20 protein-coding genes are annotated in these 21,660 nt (G+C 67.9%); 11 read left to right on the plus strand and 9 right to left on the minus strand.

Annotated elements, in window-relative coordinates; genetic code table 11:
* Nucleotides 1-39 precede the first annotated feature (39 nt).
* The 6 genes from murJ (at nt 40) to trxA (ending at nt 7,226) form a co-directional block, all read left to right on the plus strand.
* On the plus strand, nt 40-2,205 hold the full coding sequence (gene murJ, locus OG912_RS16550; RefSeq protein ID WP_327709994.1) for a murein biosynthesis integral membrane protein MurJ: 2,166 nt from the start codon (nt 40-42) through the stop codon (nt 2,203-2,205).
* A 128-nt stretch (nt 2,206-2,333) separates the two neighbouring features.
* Entirely contained in the window at nt 2,334-4,052 is a 1,719-nt protein-coding gene (locus OG912_RS16555) for a protein kinase family protein (RefSeq protein WP_327709995.1), read from the plus strand.
* A gap of 72 nt (nt 4,053-4,124) precedes the next feature.
* Nucleotides 4,125-4,829 carry an RNA polymerase sigma factor SigM gene (gene sigM, locus OG912_RS16560; RefSeq protein WP_327709996.1) on the plus strand — a complete coding sequence of 235 codons (705 nt, stop codon included), beginning with the start codon at nt 4,125-4,127 and terminating at the stop codon, nt 4,827-4,829.
* On the plus strand, nt 4,826-5,758 hold the full coding sequence (locus OG912_RS16565) for an anti-sigma factor family protein (protein ID WP_327709997.1): 933 nt from the start codon (nt 4,826-4,828) through the stop codon (nt 5,756-5,758). The genes sigM and OG912_RS16565 overlap by 4 nt, the downstream gene beginning before the upstream one ends.
* Nucleotides 5,759-5,891: 133 nt before the next feature.
* Nucleotides 5,892-6,854, plus strand: a complete 963-nt coding sequence (trxB, locus tag OG912_RS16570) for a thioredoxin-disulfide reductase (protein WP_327709998.1) — start codon at nt 5,892-5,894, stop codon at nt 6,852-6,854.
* 42 nt (nt 6,855-6,896) lie between these two features.
* Nucleotides 6,897-7,226, plus strand: a complete 330-nt coding sequence (gene trxA / locus OG912_RS16575; RefSeq protein WP_219569130.1) for a thioredoxin — start codon at nt 6,897-6,899, stop codon at nt 7,224-7,226.
* A gap of 121 nt (nt 7,227-7,347) precedes the next feature.
* Here the strand turns inward: trxA and OG912_RS16580 are convergent, their stop codons facing one another.
* The 9 genes from OG912_RS16580 to rpmH form a co-directional block, all read right to left on the minus strand.
* Nucleotides 7,348-7,965: a GNAT family N-acetyltransferase gene (locus tag OG912_RS16580; protein ID WP_327709999.1), complete on the minus strand. Its 618-nt coding sequence runs from the start codon at nt 7,963-7,965 to the stop codon at nt 7,348-7,350.
* 228 nt (nt 7,966-8,193) lie between these two features.
* Nucleotides 8,194-9,306 carry a ParB/RepB/Spo0J family partition protein gene (locus OG912_RS16585; RefSeq protein WP_327710000.1) on the minus strand — a complete coding sequence of 371 codons (1,113 nt, stop codon included), beginning with the start codon at nt 9,304-9,306 and terminating at the stop codon, nt 8,194-8,196.
* Nucleotides 9,303-10,379, minus strand: coding sequence for a ParA family protein (locus OG912_RS16590; protein WP_326740680.1), 1,077 nt, complete (start codon nt 10,377-10,379; stop codon nt 9,303-9,305). The genes OG912_RS16585 and OG912_RS16590 overlap by 4 nt, the downstream gene beginning before the upstream one ends.
* 292 nt (nt 10,380-10,671) lie before the next feature.
* Nucleotides 10,672-11,412 (minus strand): 16S rRNA (guanine(527)-N(7))-methyltransferase RsmG, encoded by a 741-nt coding sequence (rsmG, locus tag OG912_RS16595; RefSeq protein ID WP_148019655.1) that lies wholly within the window; start codon nt 11,410-11,412, stop codon nt 10,672-10,674.
* Nucleotides 11,413-11,496: 84 nt separating this feature from the next.
* Nucleotides 11,497-12,006 (minus strand): Jag family protein, encoded by a 510-nt coding sequence (locus tag OG912_RS16600; RefSeq protein WP_326737415.1) that lies wholly within the window; start codon nt 12,004-12,006, stop codon nt 11,497-11,499.
* 14 nt (nt 12,007-12,020) lie between these two features.
* A complete protein-coding gene (yidC, locus tag OG912_RS16605; protein WP_327710001.1) occupies nt 12,021-13,295 on the minus strand; it encodes a membrane protein insertase YidC in 1,275 nt (424 codons plus the stop codon).
* 3 nt (nt 13,296-13,298) lie between these two features.
* Entirely contained in the window at nt 13,299-13,658 is a 360-nt protein-coding gene (gene yidD / locus OG912_RS16610) for a membrane protein insertion efficiency factor YidD (protein WP_327710002.1), read from the minus strand.
* Complete coding sequence (gene rnpA / locus OG912_RS16615) at nt 13,655-14,026, minus strand: ribonuclease P protein component (RefSeq protein WP_148019659.1); 372 nt, start codon at nt 14,024-14,026, stop codon at nt 13,655-13,657. Before rnpA ends, yidD begins: the two co-directional genes overlap by 4 nt.
* A 21-nt stretch (nt 14,027-14,047) precedes the next feature.
* Nucleotides 14,048-14,185, minus strand: a complete 138-nt coding sequence (gene rpmH, locus OG912_RS16620) for a 50S ribosomal protein L34 (RefSeq protein WP_010985740.1) — start codon at nt 14,183-14,185, stop codon at nt 14,048-14,050.
* Between the two features lie 380 nt (nt 14,186-14,565).
* Between rpmH and dnaA the strand changes: the two genes are divergently transcribed.
* The 5 genes from dnaA to OG912_RS16645 all read left to right on the plus strand — a co-directional run bounded on the left by dnaA (nt 14,566) and on the right by OG912_RS16645 (nt 21,502).
* Entirely contained in the window at nt 14,566-16,365 is a 1,800-nt protein-coding gene (gene dnaA, locus OG912_RS16625; protein WP_326737412.1) for a chromosomal replication initiator protein DnaA, read from the plus strand.
* 1,166 nt (nt 16,366-17,531) lie between these two features.
* Entirely contained in the window at nt 17,532-18,662 is a 1,131-nt protein-coding gene (gene dnaN / locus OG912_RS16630; protein WP_148022051.1) for a DNA polymerase III subunit beta, read from the plus strand.
* 146 nt (nt 18,663-18,808) lie between these two features.
* A complete protein-coding gene (gene gnd / locus OG912_RS16635; protein ID WP_326737411.1) occupies nt 18,809-19,687 on the plus strand; it encodes a phosphogluconate dehydrogenase (NAD(+)-dependent, decarboxylating) in 879 nt (292 codons plus the stop codon).
* Nucleotides 19,688-19,814: 127 nt separating this feature from the next.
* The gene (gene recF / locus OG912_RS16640; RefSeq protein ID WP_327710003.1) at nt 19,815-20,945 is read left to right on the plus strand and encodes a DNA replication/repair protein RecF; all 1,131 of its coding nucleotides are present in this window, start codon (nt 19,815-19,817) and stop codon (nt 20,943-20,945) included.
* Nucleotides 20,942-21,502: a DUF721 domain-containing protein gene (locus OG912_RS16645; protein WP_327710004.1), complete on the plus strand. Its 561-nt coding sequence runs from the start codon at nt 20,942-20,944 to the stop codon at nt 21,500-21,502. Before recF ends, OG912_RS16645 begins: the two co-directional genes overlap by 4 nt.
* Nucleotides 21,503-21,660 lie beyond the last annotated feature (158 nt).

Raw genomic sequence — 21,660 nt, forward strand, 5'->3', positions numbered from 1 at the left:
TCGTGGCCGGTCGGCCGGGGACGATGAGGTGGGGTTTCGATGAACGCGCCGTACGACGGTGACCGCGGTCAGGGTACGGGCGGAGCTGGGTCTTCCGGCGGGCCACCGGTGCCGCCCGGGCCGGAGCAGATGCCCCCGCCCCCCGACCCCTACCTGCAGGCGGCCTACGACTACGACCCCTACCGGTCCCAGGATCTCTCCGCCCAGGATCCGGTGAGCGAGGCGCTGTACGACCGCGCCGCGCATCCGCCGCCGCCGCCCGGCTACTACCAGCAGCCGCAGCCCCTCTACCAGCAGCCGCCCGCCGCTCAGTACCCACCCGACCCCCGGATCTGGGCACAGACCCCGCCCCCCGAACCGGACGGCCCGTCGCGCCTCCTGCCGTACGGGGACGACGCCGCGACCACCCAGTTCGTGGGCGTGGACGATCTCGTCACCCAGGCGTCGACGAATCGCGAGGAGCCGGACGCGTTCGCCCATCTCTTCCGGGATCAGGAGGGTCCGGCCGGATCCCCGGCCCCGGACCGGCCCGAGCCGGCCCCCGCTCCCGCCCCCCAGGCGCCGAAGTCCGGCGGTGGCCGGGCGTCCGGTCTGCTGAAGTCCAGCGCCGTCATGGCCGCCGGCACCCTCGTCTCACGGCTCACCGGTTTCATCCGAAGCCTGGTGATCACCGCCGCGCTCGGTGCCGCTCTCCTCGGCGACAGCTTCACCATCGCGTACACGCTGCCGACGATGATCTACATCCTCACCGTGGGCGGCGGCCTCAACTCGGTCTTCGTCCCCCAGCTCGTCCGCTCGATGAAGGACGACGAGGACGGCGGCGAGGCCTACGCCAACCGGCTGCTGACCCTCGTGATGGTCGCGCTCGGGCTGATCGTCGCCGTAGCGGTCTTCGCGGCACCCTTCCTCATCCGGCTGATGTCGTCGACGATCGCCGGCGACCCTGCGGCCAACAACGTGGCCACCACCTTCGCCCGGTACTGCCTGCCCACCATCTTCTTCATGGGTGTGCACGTCGTCATGGGGCAGATCCTCAACGCCCGTGGGAAGTTCGGCGCGATGATGTGGACCCCGGTCCTCAACAACATCGTCATGATCGTCACGTTCGGCCTGTTCATCTGGGTGTACGGCACTTCGCACGAGTCCCAGATGGGCGTCACGACGATTCCGCCGGAGGGCATCCGGCTGCTGGGCATCGGCACCCTGCTCGGCCTGGTCGTCCAGGCCCTCGCCATGATCCCGTATCTGCGCGAGGCCGGATTCCGCTTCCGTCCGCGCTTCGACTGGAAGGGCCACGGGCTCGGCAAGACGGTCAAGCTGGCCAAGTGGACGGTGCTGTTCGTCCTCGCCAACCAGGCCGGTGTGCTGGTCGTCACCCAGCTCGCGACCTCCGCCGGCAAGGCGTCCGGCCAGAACGGGGCGGGCTTCCTCGCCTACTCCAACGCACAGCTGATCTGGGGCATGCCGCAGGCGATCATCACCGTCTCGGTCATGGCCGCCCTGCTGCCCCGCATTTCCCGTGCCGCCCACGACAACGACCCGGGCGCGGTCCGCGACGACATCTCGCAGGGCCTGCGCAACTCGGCGGTGGCCATCGTGCCGGTCGCCTTCACGTTCCTCGCCCTGGGCGTGCCGATGTGCACCCTGCTCTACGCCTCCAGCGGGCCCGAGGCCGCCCGCTCCATGGGCTTCATCCTGATGGCCTTCGGCCTCGGCCTGATCCCCTACTCCGTCCAGTACGTGGTGCTGCGAGGGTTCTACGCGTACGAGGACACCCGCACGCCCTTCTACAACACGGTCATCGTCGCCCTGGTCAACGCGGCCGCCTCCGCCATCTGCTACGTCGTGCTGCCCGCCCAGTGGGCTGTGGTCGGCATGGCTGCCTCGTACGGGCTCGCCTACGCCGTCGGCGTCGGTATCGCCTGGCGGAGGCTGCGCAACCGGCTGGGCGGCGATCTGGACGGCGCCCACGTGCTGCGCACCTATGCCCGGCTGTGCCTCGCCGCGATCCCGGCAGCGGTGGTCGGCGGCGGTGTGGGATTCGCCCTTCTCCAGGGGCTGGGCGACGGCGCCGGAGGCTCGCTCATCGCGCTGGTCTGCGGTGGGGTCGTACTGCTGGGAGTCTTCTTCGTCGCGGCGAAGCGCATGCGGATCGAGGAGATCAACGGCATGGTCGGCATGGTCCGAGGACGGCTCGGCCGCTGAGGATCACCCGCCCGCACAACCATCGCCGGTCTCCGCGTGTCGTGCATAGCGCCGGAGTGTGGGCACAATTGGCGTGACTGTGCGGGGCTGGCTGGCATCGCCCAACGGATGGGGAGGCAGGAACGACGGTGGCGGAACGTAGCACGGCTGCCGTCGACGTGGCCGACAACAGTGGCGACGAGCCGCTGGCCGCGAAGGCGGACGAGGCCACGAGCGACGGTACGGCAGAAGCTCAGGATTCAACGGGTACAGACCCTCAGGACACGGAGAACGAGCCGAGCGGCTCCGAAACCGCTGTGCCGACCCCTGATCTGCACAGCGGTCACAAGCTTGCCGGGCGCTACCGGCTCGAGGAGTGCGTCACCCGTCTGGACGGGTTCAGCAGTTGGCGTGCCGTCGACGAGAAACTGCGCCGTGCGGTGGGTGTACATCTCCTGCCCGCAGACCATCCGCGGGCCCGATCCGTGCTGGCCGCGGCCCGCTCCTCCGCACTGCTCGGCGACCCCCGCTTCGTGCAGGTCCTCGACGCCGTGGAGGAGAACGATCTCGTCTACGTCGTCCACGAGTGGCTTCCCGACGCCACCGAGCTCACCGCTCTCCTGGGCGCGGGGCCGATGGACGCTCACGACGCGTACCAGCTCGTCAGTCAGATCTCCCAGGCCATGGCGGCCGCACATCGTGAGGGACTGGCCCATCTGAGGCTCACGCCCGGAGCGGTGCTGCGCAGTTCCTCGGGGCAGTACCGCATCCGCGGCCTCGCGGTGAACGCCGCGCTGCGGGGGATCACCTCCGCAGGACCGCAGCGCGCCGACACCGAGGCGATCGGTGCCCTTCTGTACGCCGCGCTCACCCAGCGCTGGCCCTACGAGAGCGATGCCTACGGCCTCACAGGGCTCCCCAAGGGCGTGGGCCTGATCGCACCCGACCAGGTGCGGGCAGGCGTCCACCGCGGTCTCTCCGAGATCGCCATGCGGGCCCTCGCCAACGACGGAGCCACAGCCTCCCGCCAGGAACAGCCGTGCACCACCCCGGACGAGCTCGCCAAGGCCGTTGCGGCGATGCCGCGCATCCGCCCGCCCGAGCCCACATTCACCGCACCGCCCGAGTACCAGCGGACCACGTACCAGCAGGGCACCTACGGGCGCCCGGCCGGGCCCGGGGCCGGTGTGCCCCAACCCGTGCCCGCGGTGCCTCCCGCGCCTCTCCAGAGCCGCACGGGGAAGGCCCTGAAGTGGGCCGTGTCCGCGCTGCTCATCGCCGCGCTGGGCCTTGGCAGCTGGCAGCTCGCGGAGACGCTTCTCGACCGCGACAACAGCTCGGGGGACCCGGGGACCACGCAGACCGACCCGGAGAACGGCGACAAGCCGAAGTCCCGGCCTGCCGCGCCGCTGCGGATCACCAATGCTGCGGAGTTCATGCCCAGCGGCTCGGGCATAAGCCAGGACGAGGCACCGAACGCCGTCGACGGCAAGCCGGGCACCTCATGGATCACTCCGCGCTACCTGGGGTTCCCGAATTTCGGCAACTATCCGAACCGCAAGGACGGCAGCGGGATAGTCGTAGACCTCGGCAGCGTGAAAGACGTGTCCGGCATCGACGTGACCATGTACCGCAGTGGACAGAAGGCTGAGGTTCTGGCAGCCGCCGAGAACGCCTCCGCACCGTCGTCCCTCTCGGACTTCCCTCAGCGCCTCACCCAGCTGGGAACGACGGGAAGCAGTCTCAAGGAGACGCTCGCCGAGCCGGTGCGAACCCGCTACCTCCTGATCCACATCACGGAACTTCCCCAGGACGACACCGGCAGCGGATATCGCGGAGGTATTTCGGAGATCTCCGTTCTCGGCTGACCGGCCCTCCCCCTCCCCACCTGAACCGTGATAGACAGACGGACCTTGATTCAGAGAGGGAGGGAGGGGGAGGTGGCCGCCGAGCCGTCCGGAGAACTCAGCGACTCAGACCTCCTCGCTCGCCATGTAGCCGGTGAACCGGACGCCTTCGGTGAGCTCGTACGCCGGCATCGCGACCGGCTGTGGGCCGTGGCGCTGCGGACCCTGGGCGACCGTGAGGAAGCGGCCGATGCCGTACAGGACGCGCTGATCTCCGCCTTCCGCGCCGCCCACACCTTCCGCGGCCAGTCCGCCGTCACGACCTGGCTGCACCGCATCACGGTTAACGCCTGCCTCGACCGAATCCGCAAAGCCTCCTCCCGGAAGACCGCACCGGTCGACGACCCCGAGCGGTTCGACCAGCTCCTGGAGCCGCACGAGTCCGCCGAGGCACCAGCCGAACGTCAGGACCTCCACCGCGAGCTGCTCGCGGCCCTGGCCACCCTCCCCGCCGAACAACGCGCCGCTCTCGTCCTCGTCGACATGCAGGGGTACCCGGTGGCGGAGGCGGCCCGCATCCTCGATGTCCCGGTCGGCACCGTGAAGAGCCGCTGTGCGCGGGGACGCACCAGGCTGGCCCCTCAGCTCACCCATCTCCGCAGCGAGAGCGGCGGCAGTAAGGCGCCGAAGACGGAAGGGAACCGGACGCCGAGAGCATCCGTCCCACCGGCGGCGGGACCAAGAGATGCAGAGACGAGCGATCCAGCGGCAGCGAAGGGCGGAGGTGGACGCGCATGACACCAACGACCGATACAACCCAGCACCCGGACGTCTCGGAGATCTCCGACCTCACCGAGGGCCTGCTCACCCCCTCCCGCACGGCTGACGTCCAGCGCCACGTAGCCGGCTGCGAGCTCTGCGCCGACGTCCACACCTCGCTGGAGGAGATCCGCAGTCTGCTCGGCGCTCTGCCCGTCCCGGAGCCCATGCCTTCCGACATTGCGGATCGCATCGACGCCGCACTCATGGAGGAAGCCCGCTCCGCCCGCGAGGCGCCGGAGGCGACCGATGTTTCACGTGAAACGGCATCCGCTGCACCTTCCCCGGAACTCTCGGACCGCCCCGCCGGACACTCACGTGCGGCAACTGGTCCCGGTCGGCGCCCTGCGCGACGGCGACGGCGCACTGCGGTGCTCGGCGCCACTCTCGGAGCCGCCCTGGTCGGCGTGAGTATCTTCCTGCTGCAGAACCTCCAGCTGTCCGGGAGCAGCGACGACAGCGGTGCTATGGACCGGAGCGCCGCTCTTTCGAAGACCGGCTCGGACACGTTCGCCCAGTCCACGCTGGAAGACCGGGTCCACAGCCTCCTGGGCTCTCGCACAGACGCTGCCAGCCCCCAGGACTCCAGCGGAGAGGTACAGAACCCGTCGTCCGACACCAAGTCCTCGTCGGAATCCGCGCCCTCCAAGTCCGCATCACCCCAGAACCCGCTCCGCGCTCCGACCGTGACGGTGCCTTCCTGTGTCGAGCAGGGCATCGGCCGGAGCACCGCCGCCCTCGCCATGGAGCGGGGCACCTACAAAGGTGCCGATGCCTTCCTCGTCGTGCTGCCGCACCCCACGGACACGAGCAGGGTCCAGGCCTACGTCGTCGACGCGGCATGTGTCGGTGCCGAGCCCGCGGTCAAGGGAAAGCTCCTGCTGACGCACGCCTACGCGCGCCCCTGAGAATCCCGCCGGATGCTGCCCCGGCACGTCGGGAATGCATCCCCCGTAGGATCCGTTGGGTGGGGTGAGAGTCGTTGAACCGACCCCAGTAGGCGTGGACAGTAGGCAGTCTGCAGAGACGAGGAAGAAACCCGTGAGTGACGTGCGTAATGTGATCATCATCGGCTCCGGCCCCGCGGGCTACACAGCCGCCCTGTACACCGCGCGCGCCTCGCTGAAGCCGCTGGTGTTCGAGGGCGCAGTCACCGCCGGTGGCGCGCTGATGAACACCACTGACGTGGAGAACTTCCCCGGTTTCCAGGACGGCATCATGGGCCCGGACCTCATGGACAACATGCGCGCCCAGGCCGAGCGTTTCGGCGCCGAGCTCATCCCGGACGACGTGATCTCCGTGGACCTCACCGGTGACATCAAGACGGTCACCGACACCGCCGGCACGGTTCACCGCGCCAAGGCCGTCATCGTCACCACGGGCTCGCAGCACCGCAAGCTCGGCCTGCCCAACGAGGACGCCCTTTCAGGACGTGGTGTTTCCTGGTGCGCGACCTGCGACGGCTTCTTCTTCAAGGACCAGGACATCGCCGTGGTCGGCGGCGGCGACACCGCGATGGAAGAGGCCACGTTCCTCTCCCGATTCGCCAAGTCGGTCACCATCGTCCACCGCCGTGACTCCCTGCGCGCCTCCAAGGCCATGCAGGACCGCGCGTTCGCCGACCCGAAGATCAAGTTCGCCTGGGACAGCGAGGTCGCCGGTGTGCAGGGCGAGCAGAAGCTCTCCGGTCTGACCCTGCGCAACACCAAGACCGGTGAGACGTCCGAGCTCCCCGTGACCGGCCTGTTCATCGCCGTCGGCCACGACCCGCGCACCGAGCTCTTCAAGGGCCAGCTCGACCTCGACGACGAGGGCTACCTCAAGGTCGCCGCTCCCTCGACGCGCACCAACCTCACCGGTGTCTTCGGTGCGGGCGACGTCGTCGACCACACCTACCGGCAGGCCATCACCGCTGCCGGCACCGGCTGCTCCGCCGCTCTCGACGCCGAGCGCTTCCTGGCCGCGCTCGCCGACGACGAGAAGGCCGCAGCAGCCACCGTCTGATCCACGCCTCACCCCACACCCCGCGAAGTTAAGGAGGCCGCCGTGGCCGGCGCCCTGAAGAACGTGACCGACGACTCTTTCGACGAGGTCGTCCTGAAGAGCGACAAGCCCGTGCTGGTGGACTTCTGGGCTGCCTGGTGCGGCCCGTGCCGTCAGATCGCCCCCTCCCTGGAGGCAATCGCGGCCGAGCACGGCGAGATCGAGATCGTCAAGCTCAACATTGACGAGAACCCGGCCACCGCTGCGAAGTACGGCGTCATGTCCATCCCGACGCTGAACGTCTACCAGGGTGGCGAGGTCGCCAAGACCATCGTCGGTGCCAAGCCGAAGGCCGCGATCCTCCGCGACCTCGAAGGCTTCATCACCGAATAAGGCAGGACAGCAGTCCCGCTGTTTCACGTGAAACATGAAGCGTGAAACGTGAGCAGTGAAGAACGAAACGGGTCCACCCCTCAGGGGATGGACCCGTTTTGCGTTCCTGGCCATGCACCGCTCACAGCGGCCGCAGCGCCGGTTCCTTCTGCACGACGCCCAGCAGTCGGTCCAGCGCCATCTCAACGTCTTCCTTCCACGAAAGCGTCGTGCGCAGCTCCAGCCTGAGCCGCGGGTGCACCGGATGGGGCCGAACGGTCTTGAATCCCACCGCGAGCAAGTGATCCGCCGGCAACAGACAGGCGGGTTCCTTCCACCGGGCGTCCCCGAAGGCCTCGATTGCTTTGAAGCCTCGGCGGAGCAGGTCCTTGGCGACTGTCTGCACCATGACTCGGCCCAGCCCCTGGCCTTGGTACCCGGGGAGGATCAGGGCGGTCATCAACTGAACCGCGTCAGGGGAGACAGGACTCGTCGGAAAGGCCGTCGCTCGCGGCACGTAGGCGGGCGGCGCGTAGAGAACGAAGCCGACGGGCACATCGTCCACATAGACCACGCGGCCGCAGGACCCCCACTCCAGCAGAACGGCGGAGACCCAGGCTTCCTTCTCCTCTTCGGCCCTCCCGCCCTTGACCGCAGCGGCACCACGCACCGGATCGAGCTCCCAGAACACACAGGACCGGCATCGCTGGGGGAGATCAGACAGGTTGTCCAGCGTGAGTGGTACGAGCCGACGCCCCATGAAGGTCGTTCCTCACTTCCCGCACCCGCCGCATCGCGCGACGGCCGGTGCACTCCGTTCACGGAGGCGGATCAAATGGATGTGCGCTACCAGAACGCATCGTATCCACCAAGGGATCAAGCCGACACCGTGAAAAAGCAAAGGGCGGACCCTCTTCCGCAGACAGCAAAAGGCGGGCTGTCCTCCGTCACCCACCGGAGGACAGCCCGCCACTCACCACTCAGAAAGTCAGCTCTCGTCGCCCTCAGCCGTCTCCCCAGAAGGGGCCTCCTCCTCCGAAGGAGCACGGTCCAGAACGCGGCCCTCGCCCGGCGCGAGACTGCCGAGGATGCGGTCCAGATCCTCCATCGAGGCGAACTCGACGACGATCTTTCCCTTCTTCTGACCGAGGTCGACCTTCACCCTGGTCTCGAACCGGTCGGACAGCCGGGACGCCAGGTCGGTCAGCGCCGGCGACAGCCGGCCACCGGCCCGCGGCCCCTTGGGCTTTACGGAACTCGTGGGCCTGGAGCTCATGAGCGTCACGATCTCCTCGACCGCACGCACCGAAAGCCCCTCGGCCACAATGCGATGGGCCAGCTTGTCCTGCTCCTCGGAGTCGTTCACCGAGAGCAGCGCCCGTGCATGTCCCGCCGACAGCACCCCGGCCGCGACCCGGCGCTGAACCCTCGGCGACAGCCGCAGCAGGCGCAAGGTGTTGGACACCTGCGGCCGCGAACGCCCGATCCGGTCGGCCAGCTGGTCATGAGTGCACTTGAAGTCCTTGAGCAGCTGGTCGTACGCGGCCGCTTCCTCCAAGGGGTTCAGCTGAGCCCGGTGAAGGTTCTCCAGGAGTGCGTCCAGGAGCAGCTTCTCGTCGTCCGTCGCCCTGACGATCGCCGGGATCTGCGTCAGACCGGCCTTACGGCAGGCCCTCCAGCGCCGCTCACCCATGATGAGCTCATAGCGCCCGGGTCCCGTCTTCCTCGCAACGACGGGCTGGAGAAGGCCCACCTCCTTGATGGAGGTGACCAGCTCGGCAAGTGCGTCCTCGTCGAACTCCTCACGCGGCTGACGAGGGTTCGGCGTGATCGAGTCGATGGGCAGCTCGGCAAAGTACGCCCCGGCCACCTCTGCAGGCCCACCGGCCCCATCGGACACCGAAACAGGTGCACTCGGCTCCGGCACCACAGCGCCACCCGAGGTCACCTTCGCAACGGCCACGCCCCGCTCGGACGTCAACACCGGCCTCGTGCCGGGTGAGGACGTCCCCATCCCGGCGGGCGGCATCTGCTTCTCCTGCGGAGCGGCAGGGATCAGGGCACCGAGCCCTCGCCCCAAACCTCTACGACGCTCGCTCACTGGATCCCCTCCGAAGAATTCTGCTGGCTGTTCCGACTGCCCGTGTGGGCATGCTGGGCCTCGTACTGCACTCCGGCCCCGCGCAGCGCGATCTCACGAGCTGCTTCGAGGTAGGACAGGGACCCGCTCGAACCCGGGTCATAGGTCAGCACGGTCTGCCCGTAGCTCGGCGCCTCGGAGATCCGCACCGAACGAGGAATGCTGGTCCGCAGCACCTCCTTGCCGAAGTGGCTGCGCACCTCCTCCGCGACCTGTGAAGCGAGCCTGGTCCGGCCGTCGTACATGGTGAGCAGGATCGTCGACACATGGAGATCGGGGTTGAGATGCCCCCGCACCAGGTCGACGTTGCGCAGCAACTGCCCCAACCCTTCCAGCGCGTAGTACTCGCACTGAATGGGGATCAGCACCTCCGCACCGGCCACCAGGGCGTTGACCGTCAGCAGGCCGAGCGAGGGCGGGCAGTCGATCAGGATGTAATCGAGCGGCTGCTCGTACGCCTGAATCGCCCGCTGTAGTCGACTCTCCCGCGCCACCAGCGACACCAGCTCGATCTCCGCACCGGCGAGATCGATGGTCGCCGGGGCGCAGAAGAGACCTTCGACGTCCGGCACGGGCTGAACCACGTCGGAGAGCGGTTTGCTCTCCACCAGGACGTCATAGATTGAGGGAACCTCGGCATGGTGGTCGATACCCAGAGCCGTAGAGGCGTTCCCCTGCGGATCGAGGTCGACCACCAGAACACGTGCACCGTGAAGTGCAAGCGACGCGGCAAGGTTGACCGTCGAGGTGGTCTTACCCACCCCGCCCTTCTGGTTGGCCACCACCATGACCCGCGTCTGGTCAGGCCGCGGCAGACCCTCGCCGGCACGGCCGAGGGCCTCCACCGCCAGCTGGGCCGCACGGCCGATAGGTGTGTCATCCATCGGCGGCGGTGTTTCACGTGAAACACCGTCCCCCGCCGATTCGGTTCGGGGACCGGGGACCGGATCGGTCATCGGTCCCGCGATGTTGGCGTCGGACCGCAAGGATTCACTCTCCTCGACTTCAGGCTCGCAATGAGCAGAGCCTGCCATGGTTTCGGGGTCGTGAACCAGCGAGGCCCGCTCTTCTGTGGATGAATCCACTTCTGTGGACAACTCCGTAGCCCTAACGGGCCTGCGATGGCGAGGGGTGGCAGCCGCACGACCGCGGCCGATGATTCCATGCAGCAGAGAGCGACGTTTCACGTGAAACACGATGCCCCTGCAGCGTAGCTACAGGGGCACGACACTCCGCGCGGGGTACGTACAGCTCCTTGACTGAAACAAGACCGAGATCGGGATCAAACGGTAGGTAACAGTCAGATGCGTAGCGTAATCGCGCTACTCAGCGACGACGACGTGTCCGACTGACCCTCGCGGCCTTGGCTCGCTTTGCGGCGAACCTCACACCGCCGGGGCTCTCACCCACCACCACGCGCACCACGGTGGACATCGGATCGACGACACCTTCGCCCACGTGGAGCACCTCGGTCTCCACGACCCCGAGCTTGCTGAGGGCCGCTCGCGCGCCGTTGATCTCCTCCTCGGCGGTATCGCCCTTGAGGGCCAGCATCTCCCCGTACGGGCGAAGCAGGGGCACTCCCCAGCCCGCCAGGCGATCCAGAGGAGCCACCGCTCGAGCCGTCACCACATGCACCGGCTGGAGCGTGCCCAGGACCTCCTCGGCCCGGCCGCGGACGACCGTCACATGATCCAGTCCCAGGAGCTCGACAACCTCCTGGAGGAAGTTCGTCCGCCGCAGCAGCGGCTCAAGCAGGGTGATCTTGAGATCCGGGCGTACCAGCGCCAGCGGAATCCCCGGAAGGCCGGCACCCGAACCCACATCGCAGACCGTGACGCCCTCGGGAACGACCTCGGAGAGCACCGCGCAGTTCAGCAGATGCCTCTCCCACAGACGCGGGACCTCGCGCGGACCGATCAGCCCTCGCTTGACCCCCGCATCGGCCAGCAGTTCCGCGTACCGGACGGCCTCGGGAAAGCACTCACCGAACACCTCCCGGGCCTCGTCGGGCGCCTGGGGAAGCGCTACTTCCTCCGTCACGGGAACCGTCCTTCCATACCGCATCGCCGCACCATGGGTGGCTGACTATCAGGCTGACAAAGATCGGCCCCGTCTGCGAACAGACGGGGCCGACAAGAGAGGATCCGGTCAGGCCGGAAGGACGACGACGAAGCGCTGCGGCTCCTCGCCCTCCGACTCGCTGCGCAGACCTGCGGCCGCAACCGCGTCGTGCACGACCTTGCGTTCGAACGGCGTCATCGGGTCCAGCTTCACCGGCTCACCGGTGTTCTTGACCTCGTCCGCGGCCTTGGCACCCAGCTCGGCAAGCTCCGTGCGCTTCTTGGCCCGGAAACCGCCGATGTCCAGCATCAGACGGCTCCGGTCACCGGTTTCCCGGTGCACGGCCAGCCGTGTGAGCTCCTGAAGTGCCTCCAGCACCTCACCGTCGCGACCCACGAGCTTCTGCAGTTCACGTGCCGAATCGCTGATGATCGAGACCGCGGCCCGGTCCGCCTCGACGTCCATGTCGATGTCGCCGTCCAGGTCGGCGATGTCGAGCAGGCCCTCAAGGTAGTCCGCTGCGATCTCCCCTTCCTGCTCGAGACGGGTCAAGGTGTCGCTGCCCTCAGCGGCCGTGGAGGTGGTGCCTTCCGTCACGGATGGACTCCTTCTTACTTCTTGGACGGGTGCTTGGGCCGCTGCGGGCCCTTGCGCTGTCCGGACTTGGCTTGGCGTGAGGAGCCGGACGCGGGCTTGCCCGCCGGCTTGGACTTGTCGTCCTGCGGTGCACTCTTCTGCAGGGAGGTCTTGGACTCGGAGTCGGACTCGGACTCGCTGGAATCAGCGTCCTTGGCCCCGGCCGGGTGGCTTGCGGCGGTCTGGCGCTTCGCCTTCGTCTGACGCTTGGGCTGCTGGCGCCGCTGTGCGGTTCCGCCCTCGGCCTCGGCCACGGCGGTCTCACTCTTGGCCACCGAGCCGTCCTCCTGCGGGGCCAGGCCGAGCTTGGCCAGCCCCGTGACGAACTTCCGCTCGATGTCATTGCGGTCCGGACCCTTGACCGCGATCCGCTTGACCGTGTTGCGCCTGGTCCGTCCCCGCACCTCACCGTGCGCGGTGACGCTCTTCAGGAGACGGCCGAGGTACTGCTCCTGCGCCTTGCTGCCCGGGGTCGGGTTCTGGTTGATCACGTACATCTGCTGACCCATGGTCCAGACGTTGGTGGTCAGCCAGTAGACGAGGACACCGACGGGGAAGTTGATACCCATGACGGCGAAGATCAGCGGGAAGATGTACATGAGCATCTTCTGCTGCTGCATGTACGGCGTCTTGACCGTCAGGTCGACGTTCTTCGTCATCAGCTGGCGCTGGGTGAAGAACTGCGAGGCCGACATCATCACGATCATGACCGCGGTGACGACCCGGACGTCCACGAGCGAGGCGCCCAGCGCCTCGACCTTGTCCGCGCTGTCCATGAACTTCGCGGCGAGCGGAGCACCGAAGATGTGTGCCTGACGCGCGCTGTCCAGCAGCGACTGGTCGATGACACCGATCTTCTTGTTCGACGCGATGGCCGAGAGCACGTGGTACAGAGCGAAGAAGAACGGCGACTGCGCGATGATCGGAAGGCACGAGGAGAGCGGGTTGGTACCCGTCTCCTTGTACAGCTTCATCATCTCTTCGGACTGACGCTGCTTGTCGCTCTTGTAGCGCTCCTGGATCGCCTTCATCTTCGGCTGGAGCACCTGCATGTTCCGCGTCGACTTGATCTGCTTGACGAACAGCGGGATCAGACAGATACGGATCAGCACCACGAGGGACACGATGGAAAGACCCCAGGCCCATCCCGTGTCAGGGCCGAAGATCGCCCCGTACAACTTGTGGAACTGGACGATGACCCAGGAAACGGGCCACGTGATGAAGCTGAACAGACTGGCAATCGTGTCCACTAATCAGGCTCCTTGAGCATTGGGCGAAGTCTCTGCGGCCGAGCTCGGGAGATCGGTGGCCGACCTCCCGGGAGGCACATCAGCGGCGGAGTCCCCGCCCTTGCCACCGCGTACGGCACTACGCAGCAGCTCGTGCCAACGCGGACGTTTGCGTGGTGGAACGTGATCCACGCCGCCGGGTGACCACGGATTGCATCGCAGGATGCGCCAGGCCGTCAGCGCTGTTCCCTTGATCGCTCCGTGCCGGTCGATCGCCGTATATCCATAGTGGGAACACGACGGGTAGTAACGGCAGACAGGCCCGAGAAGTGGGCTGATCGTCCACTGGTACAGCTTGATGAGAGCCAGCAGCGGGTACTTCATCGCGCGCCCCCTCCCAGCAGCCGCTGAAGCGCGGCGTCCAGGTCTCGGGCCAGCTGTTCATGGTCGGCGTCACCCGAACCGGGCAACGCGCGTACGACAACCAGGCTACCGGGGGGCAGCAGGGCAAGCCGTTCTCGGACCAGATGGCGAAGCCTTCGCTTCACCGCTGTGCGGACGACCGCGCCACCCACTGCTTTGCTGACAACGAAACCCGCACGCGGCGGGGGAGCAGTCTCCCCAGTCACGTGCGGGTCCGTTGCACCGCTGCGTAGATGAACGACGAGTAGAGGGCGGCCGGCCCTGCGTCCTCGTCGTACCGCGGTCGCGAAGTCCTCGCGCCGCCTCAGCCGATTCTCGGTAGGCAGCACGTCATGACGACCTGTACGCGATCAGGCGGACAGGCTGGCGCGGCCCTTGCCACGGCGGGACGCGAGAATCGCGCGGCCGGCACGGGTCCGCATACGCAGACGGAAGCCGTGGGTCTTCGCGCGACGACGGTTGTTCGGCTGGAAGGTGCGCTTGCTCACTCGGGGGCTCCAGTAATGATCGTGTGTTGGCGGGACATCGCCTGGCTGTCACCGTGCGCCCACGAGAGACTCGCGTAAACGCCCTAGTTGCACCGCTTCACAATCACAGATCGTGATCTTTGCCCATCGGAGGCAGGCGGCAGCAGCCATCGACAACTCGACCTGGTCACGGTACGCGCGGCTACGCCATCCGGTCAAACCGACCCTGTCGGACCCCCCATTGTGCACAGCCTGTGGACAACGACTTGAACCGCACGGGTCGGCCCGCCTACCGTGGCTGAACCCCGGTTCTTTTTCTTCCCGCCTGCCGGTCCTCACCCATCCCGACCCATACGTCCCGAGAAACACACATTCGTGGGACCAGCGAGAGAGCGTGCCTTGTGGCTGACGTACCTGCCGATCTTGCCGCAGTGTGGCCACGAGTGCTGGAGCAACTCCTCGGGGAGGGCCAGCAGGGCATCGAGCCGAAGGACAAGCAGTGGATCGAGCGCTGTCAGCCGCTCGCCCTGGTTGCCGACACCGCGCTGCTCGCCGTCCCCAATGAATGGGGCAAGCGCGTCCTGGAGGGCCGGCTCGCCCCTCTCATCAGCGAGACGCTGAGCCGCGAGTGCGGTCGGCCGATCCGGATCGCGATCACGGTCGACGACTCCGCGGGCGAACCGCCGAACCCGCCGGCCCCCCCGATGCACCAGTCCCAGCAGCCGCAGCAGCACCGCTATCAGGGACCTCAGCACGACGAGCGTCAGCACAACGACGGGTACGACGGTTACGGTCACCGGCCCTCGGACGACGGGATGCCGACGGCCCGTCCCGCGTACCCCGACTACCAGCAGCAGCGCCCCGAGCCCGGTGCCTGGCCGCGTACCCAGGAGGACCTCTCCTGGCAGCAGCCCCGGCTCGGCGGGTTCCAGGACCGCGACCCGTCCGCCGAACAGTGGCGCGAGCCGTACGGCGGCCGCCCCCAGCAGCAGCCCCAGCACGACTACCGCCAGCAGCCTCCCGAGCGCCAGGGGTACGAGTCCCAGCGCCCCGAGCGCCACGACATGCAGGAGCCCCAGCACCGGCAGGGCGCCGGTACCGGACGGCCCGGCGGCGGCACCGGCCCGATGGGCGCACAGCCCGCACCGGCGCCCGGCCCCGGCGAACCCCACGCCCGACTGAATCCGAAGTACCTCTTCGACACCTTCGTGATCGGGGCCTCCAACCGGTTCGCGCACGCCGCGGCCGTCGCCGTCGCCGAGGCGCCCGCGAAGGCGTACAACCCTCTCTTCATCTACGGAGAGTCGGGACTGGGCAAGACTCACCTGCTGCATGCCATCGGGCACTACGCCCGCAGCCTCTATCCGGGCACCCGGGTGCGGTACGTGAGCTCGGAGGAGTTCACCAACGAGTTCATCAACTCGATCCGCGACGGCAAGGGCGACACCTTCCGCAAGCGGTACCGCGATGTCGACATCCTGCTGGTCGACGACATCCAGTTCCTGGCGAGCAAGGAGTCGACGCAGGAGGAGTTCTTCCACACCTTCAATACGCTCCACAACGCCAACAAGCAGATCGTGCTGTCCTCGGACCGACCGCCCAAGCAGCTGGTGACCCTGGAGGACCGGCTGCGGAATCGTTTCGAGTGGGGCCTGACCACCGATGTGCAGCCTCCGGAGCTGGAGACACGCATCGCGATCCTGCGCAAGAAGGCAGTGCAGGAGCAGCTCAACGCCCCGCCGGAGGTCCTGGAGTTCATCGCCTCCCGTATCTCCCGCAACATCCGTGAGCTGGAGGGCGCTCTCATCCGCGTGACGGCCTTCGCCAGCCTCAACCGTCAGCCGGTGGACCTCGGGCTGACCGAGATCGTGCTGAAGGACCTGATCCCGGGCGGCGAGGACTCGGCTCCGGAGATCACGGCGACGGCCATCATGGCGGCGACCGCCGACTACTTCGGACTGACCGTGGAGGATCTCTGCGGATCGAGCCGCAGCCGTGTGCTGGTGACGGCACGCCAGATCGCCATGTATCTGTGCCGTGAACTGACGGACCTGTCGCTGCCCAAGATCGGTGCGCAGTTCGGTGGCCGGGACCATACGACGGTGATGCACGCCGACCGCAAGATCCGCGCGCTGATGGCGGAGCGGCGCTCCATCTACAACCAGGTCACCGAGCTCACCAACCGCATCAAGAACGGCTGACGAGCCCTCCCGCACCGACGCCGGCACACGCAAGGGCCCCATCGATAAGGGCGCTCCGCGGACTCCCGAAGAGTCCACGGAGCGCCCTTCCGCGTTCCGGGAAGCGTTCCACAAGTCGTTCCGGACCGCGGCTCCGGAAGGCGGCTCCGGGCGGCGGCCCAAGAGATGACTCAGGAGGCGGCTCAGGCGGCGGCTCAGGCGGCGGCTCGGAGGTCATCCGTGCGTCGCCGCGAGCTGCCGTACGTCGCGGAGAGCCACTGAGAACTCCCGAGAACTCCCGAGAACTGCCGAGAACTGCCGTGAAGAGCATGCAGCACGCTCCACGAGCGGCCCGATCGACGGTCCCTGACCGCCCCTCAGGGGGTCGGGCAGGCCACTCGCACCGCCCACGCTGTTCGAATACCTGCCGCGGAGAGGCTGTTCTCCACAGATCTGGGGAGAATCTTCCCTCCACAGCCTGGGGATCCAAAAGTTGTCCATACTGCATCCACAGGCAGGGCAGCCGATACTCCATCAGGCCAGCTCAGGAGCCTGGGGATTTGTGGTCAACAATGATCCACAGCCTGTGGACAAGTTTTTCGTCCACAGGGTCTCACCGAGGTTGTCCACCGTCGGCCCACAGGCCGTCGGCCGTTTTCCCCAGGAAGGGCAGGCTTCTCCACACCGCTGTCCACTGTTCGGCAACGCAACACCCGCTTTCACCGCACCGAGTGAAAGGCGTCACACCAAGAGGGTCGGTTGGGCTGTGGGAAACGTGGGTAAAGCTGGGGACAGCCCTGGGGAGAAACCCCCCTGCCCTGTGTATCGGGTGTGCACAACTTTCGGGTGTCCACAGAAACACCAGGTTGTCCACCGGTGCCACCCACAGGGTCGGTGGACAAAAAAGTGGGTCTGACCTGCGAAAACGACGTTATCCACCGTTTCCACAGGCCCTACTACTACTGCCACCTATAGTTAGCCCGGAATCCGCTTCGAAGTGGGGCCTGTGCACAACTCGGCGCCGGAGCTCTCCGAACCTCTTGTCGCGACTTGACCCCGAGCAGCACCGAGTGTCGGTGCCGTACGTCAGACTGGTCCCCGGCGTCCTCCCCCCGGCATCGGTGGAGCGACCCGACCAGACGACGAAGGCCAGCAGGGCGAGCGAGCAACAGCAGGAGGCGGTTCCGGTGAAGATCCGGGTGGAGCGCGATGTACTCGCGGAGGCTGTGGCCTGGGTGGCCCGTAGCCTCCCGGCCCGTCCGCCGGCGCCCGTTCTTGCGGGCCTTCTGCTGAAGGCTGAGGACGGAGCCCTCAGCTTCTCGAGCTTCGACTACGAGGTTTCGGCCCGGGTCTCGGTGGACGCCGAGATCGAGGAGGACGGCACGGTGCTCGTCTCCGGCCGTCTGCTCGCCGACATCTGCCGTGCTCTGCCCAACCGGCCGGTGGAGATTTCCACAGACGGTGTACGGGCGACCGTGGCCTGCGGCTCCTCCCGGTTCACACTCCACACCCTTCCTGTGGAGGAGTACCCCGCACTGCCGCAGATGCCGACCGCGACCGGCACCGTGCCCGGTGAGGTCTTCGCCTCGGCGGCCGCCCAGGTCGCGATCGCGGCGGGCCGCGACGACACGCTGCCCGTGCTCACAGGTGTGCGTATCGAGATCGAGGGCGACACCGTCACCCTCGCCTCCACCGACCGCTACCGCTTCGCGGTCCGCGAGTTCCTCTGGAAGCCGGAGAACGCCGACGCCTCCGCCGTCGCGCTGGTGCCCGCCAAGACGCTGCTGGACACCGCCAAGGCGCTCACCAGTGGTGACACGGTGACGCTGGCGCTGTCGGGCTCCGGTGCCGGTGAAGGCCTCATCGGCTTCGAGGGCGCGGGCCGGCGTACGACCACCCGACTGCTCGAAGGCGATCTGCCGAAGTACCGCACGCTCTTTCCCACCGAGTTCAACTCGGTCGCGGTCATCGAGACGGCCCCCTTCGTCGAGGCCGTCAAGCGCGTGGCCCTGGTGGCCGAGCGGAACACCCCGGTGCGGCTCAGTTTCGAGCAGGGCGTCCTGATCCTGGAAGCGGGTTCCAGCGACGACGCACAGGCTGTGGAGCGCGTCGACTCGGTGCTGGAGGGCGACGACATCTCGATCGCCTTCAACCCGACCTTCCTGCTCGACGGCCTGAGCGCCATCGACTCCCCGGTCGCCCAGCTCTCCTTCACGACGTCCACCAAGCCCGCGCTGCTCAGCGGCCGGCCGGCCGTGGACGCCGAGGCGGACGATGCGTACAAGTACCTGATCATGCCGGTCCGCCTCTCCGGCTGATCCGGTCACCGGTCCTGCCGACGCCCAAGGAATCGCGGCAGGACCCGACGGGCACGTTCAGCGCCGAGCATGCCCGGCGTCCTGTCCCCTGCCGGGCGTAGGCTCGGTCCTGGGTACCAATCGGCACAACGCTTAAGGAATCTCTGATGGAGCTCGGTCTCGTCGGCCTCGGCAAGATGGGCGGCAACATGCGCGAGCGCATCCGCCGCGCCGGCCACACCGTCATCGGTTACGACCGCAACCCGGACGTCGCCGATGTCCACAGCCTCGAAGAGCTTGTGGGCAAGCTCAAGGGCCCCCGCGTCGTGTGGGTGATGGTCCCGGCCGGTGCCGCGACCCAGTCCACGGTCGACGAGCTGGCCGAGCTGCTCTCGCCCGGCGACATCGTCGTGGACGGCGGGAACTCCCGCTGGACCGACGACGAGAAGCACGCGGTCGAGCTGGGCATCAAGGGCATCGGCTTCGTCGACTGCGGAGTCTCCGGCGGCGTCTGGGGCCTGGAGAACGGCTACGCCCTGATGTACGGCGGCGACGCCGAGCACGTGGCGAAGGTTCAGCCCGTCTTCGACGCCCTGAAGCCCGAGGGTGAGTTCGGTTCCGTCCACGCGGGCAAGGTCGGCGCCGGCCACTTCGCGAAGATGGTTCACAACGGCATCGAGTACGCCATGATGCAGGCCTACGCCGAGGGCTGGGAGCTCCTGGAGAAGGTCGACTCCGTCACCGATGTGCGCGAGGTCTTCCGCTCCTGGCAGGAGGGCACGGTCATCCGTTCCTGGCTGCTCGACCTGGCGGTCAACGCGCTGGACGACGACGAGCACCTGGACCAGCTCCGTGGCTTCGCCGCCGACTCCGGCGAGGGCCGCTGGACCGTGGAGGCGGCCATCGACAACGCCGTGCCGCTGCCCGCGATCACCGCGTCGCTCTTTGCGCGCTTCGCCTCGCGCCAGGACGACTCCCCGCAGATGAAGATGATCGCCGCGCTGCGCAACCAGTTCGGCGGCCACGCGGTCGAGAACAAGAAGTAGCAGTCGAGAACAACAAGCAGTAGCGGTCGGGAACAAGCAGTGACCGCAACGAGGAGCGGGCCGGACCGGACGGTCCGTCCCGCGCTACGAAGCACGGAGCAGGAAGCCGGGAAGGTCGGCGTACACCATGCATGTCACGCATCTGTCGCTGGCCGACTTCCGCTCGTACGCCCGGGTCGAGGTGCCTCTCGACCCGGGCGTCACCGCGTTCGTGGGGGCCAACGGCCAGGGCAAGACCAATCTCGTCGAGGCCATCGGCTATCTCGCGACGCTCGGCAGCCACCGCGTCTCCTCCGACGCCCCTCTCGTGCGCATGGGTGCCGACCGGGCTGTCATCAGGGCGGCTGTCACCCAGGGCGAGCGGTCCCAGCTGATCGAGCTGGAACTGAACCCGGGCAAGGCCAATCGCGCCCGGATCAATAGGTCCTCGCAGGTCAGACCCCGTGACGTACTGGGCATAGTGCGCACGGTGCTGTTCGCGCCGGAGGATCTCGCGCTGGTCAAGGGCGACCCCGGCGAGCGCCGGCGGTTCCTCGACGAGCTGGTCACCGCGCGTTCGCCGCGGATGGCCGGGGTGCGCTCCGACTACGAGCGGGTGCTGAAACAGCGCAACACGCTGCTGAAGTCCGCGGCGATGGCGCGCCGGCACGGCGGACGGTCCATGGACCTGTCGACGCTCGACGTGTGGGACCAGCATCTGGGCCGGGTGGGTGCCGAACTGCTGGCGCAGCGGCTGGACCTGATCGCGACGCTTCAGCCCCTGGCCGACAAGGCGTACGCGGACGTGGCGCCGGGCGGCGGTCCGGTGACGCTGGAGTACCGGAGCTCGGTGGGTGCAGAGGTGGAGCCCGCTCGCACGCGCGAGGAGCTGTACGCGCAGCTGATCGCGGCCCTTGCCGAGGTGCGCAAGCAGGAGATCGAGCGGGGCGTGACGCTGGTCGGCCCGCACCGCGACGACCTGGTCCTGGGCCTGCGCGGAATGCCCGCCAAGGGGTACGCGAGTCATGGGGAGTCCTGGTCGTACGCGCTGGCCCTGCGGCTGGCCTCGTACGATCTGCTGCGCTCCGAGGGCAATGAACCGGTGCTGGTCCTGGACGACGTCTTCGCCGAGCTGGACGCCCGGCGCCGCGAGCGGCTGGCCGAGCTGGTGGCCCCCGGTGAGCAGGTGCTGGTGACGGCCGCGGTGGACGACGACGTCCCCGGAGTGCTCGCGGGGACCCGGTACGCGGTGTCCGCCGGTGAGGTGGAGCGGCTGTGACCGGCGACGGGGACGGCAAGGACCCGGCCGGGGGCCCGGCGAAGCAGCCGGAGCCCTCGGGTGTGGACTTGGCGCGGGTGGCCCTGCGCGCGGCGAAGGAGCAGGCGAAGGCGCGCGGTGCGGCCGCGCAGCAGAAGAAGCAGGCCCGGCGGGGCGGCGGACTGCGTTCCGGTGCGCGGGCGGACGGCCGGGATCCGCTGCCGCTGGGGGCCGCGATCAACCGTCTGATCACCGAGCGCGGCTGGGAGACGCCGGCCGCGGTGGGCGGTGTGATGGGCCGCTGGCCGCAGATCGTGGGTGACGATCTTGCCAATCACTGTGTGCCGTTGCGTTATGACGAGGCCCCCGACGAGCGGGTGCTGACGGTGCAGTGCGACTCCACGGCGTGGGCGACGCAGCTGAGGCTGCTGGCGCCGCAGCTGGTGGCCCGGCTGAACGCGGATCTGGGGCACGGCACCGTCCGGCTGATCAAGGTTCTGGGGCCTGGAGGGCCCGCGCGCAGATACGGCCCGCTGCGCGCGCCCGGGAGCACCGGCCCGGGCGACACCTACGGATGACACCCATGGATGACCATGCCTGACCTGGTCTTTTCCTTCTGATCGACAGCGGTTTTCCTGCTGACCGACGGCGATTTCCCTGCTGGCCCACCGCGATCACGATGCTGTGCGCGAGGGGCCCGGGGCGCGCTGCGCCCTGCTTGTCACCGATGGCTCCG

This window comes from Streptomyces sp. NBC_00464 (assembly GCF_036013915.1).
Classification (GTDB): Bacteria; Actinomycetota; Actinomycetes; order Streptomycetales; family Streptomycetaceae; genus Streptomyces.

What these genes read in the sequence shown, in the direction of transcription:
- murJ (WP_327709994.1), top strand. Translation starts at nt 40, where the DNA reads ATGAACGCGCCGTACGACGGTGACCGCGGTCAGGGTACGGGCGGAGCT.
- OG912_RS16565 (WP_327709997.1), top strand. Translation starts at nt 4,826, where the DNA reads ATGACACCAACGACCGATACAACCCAGCACCCGGACGTCTCGGAGATC.
- OG912_RS16580 (WP_327709999.1), bottom strand. Translation starts at nt 7,965, where the DNA reads ATGGGGCGTCGGCTCGTACCACTCACGCTGGACAACCTGTCTGATCTC.
- OG912_RS16590 (WP_326740680.1), bottom strand. Translation starts at nt 10,379, where the DNA reads ATGGCAGGCTCTGCTCATTGCGAGCCTGAAGTCGAGGAGAGTGAATCC.
- rsmG (WP_148019655.1), bottom strand. Translation starts at nt 11,412, where the DNA reads ATGCGGTATGGAAGGACGGTTCCCGTGACGGAGGAAGTAGCGCTTCCC.
- yidD (WP_327710002.1), bottom strand. Translation starts at nt 13,658, where the DNA reads ATGAAGTACCCGCTGCTGGCTCTCATCAAGCTGTACCAGTGGACGATC.
- gnd (WP_326737411.1), top strand. Translation starts at nt 18,809, where the DNA reads ATGGAGCTCGGTCTCGTCGGCCTCGGCAAGATGGGCGGCAACATGCGC.
- recF (WP_327710003.1), top strand. Translation starts at nt 19,815, where the DNA reads ATGCATGTCACGCATCTGTCGCTGGCCGACTTCCGCTCGTACGCCCGG.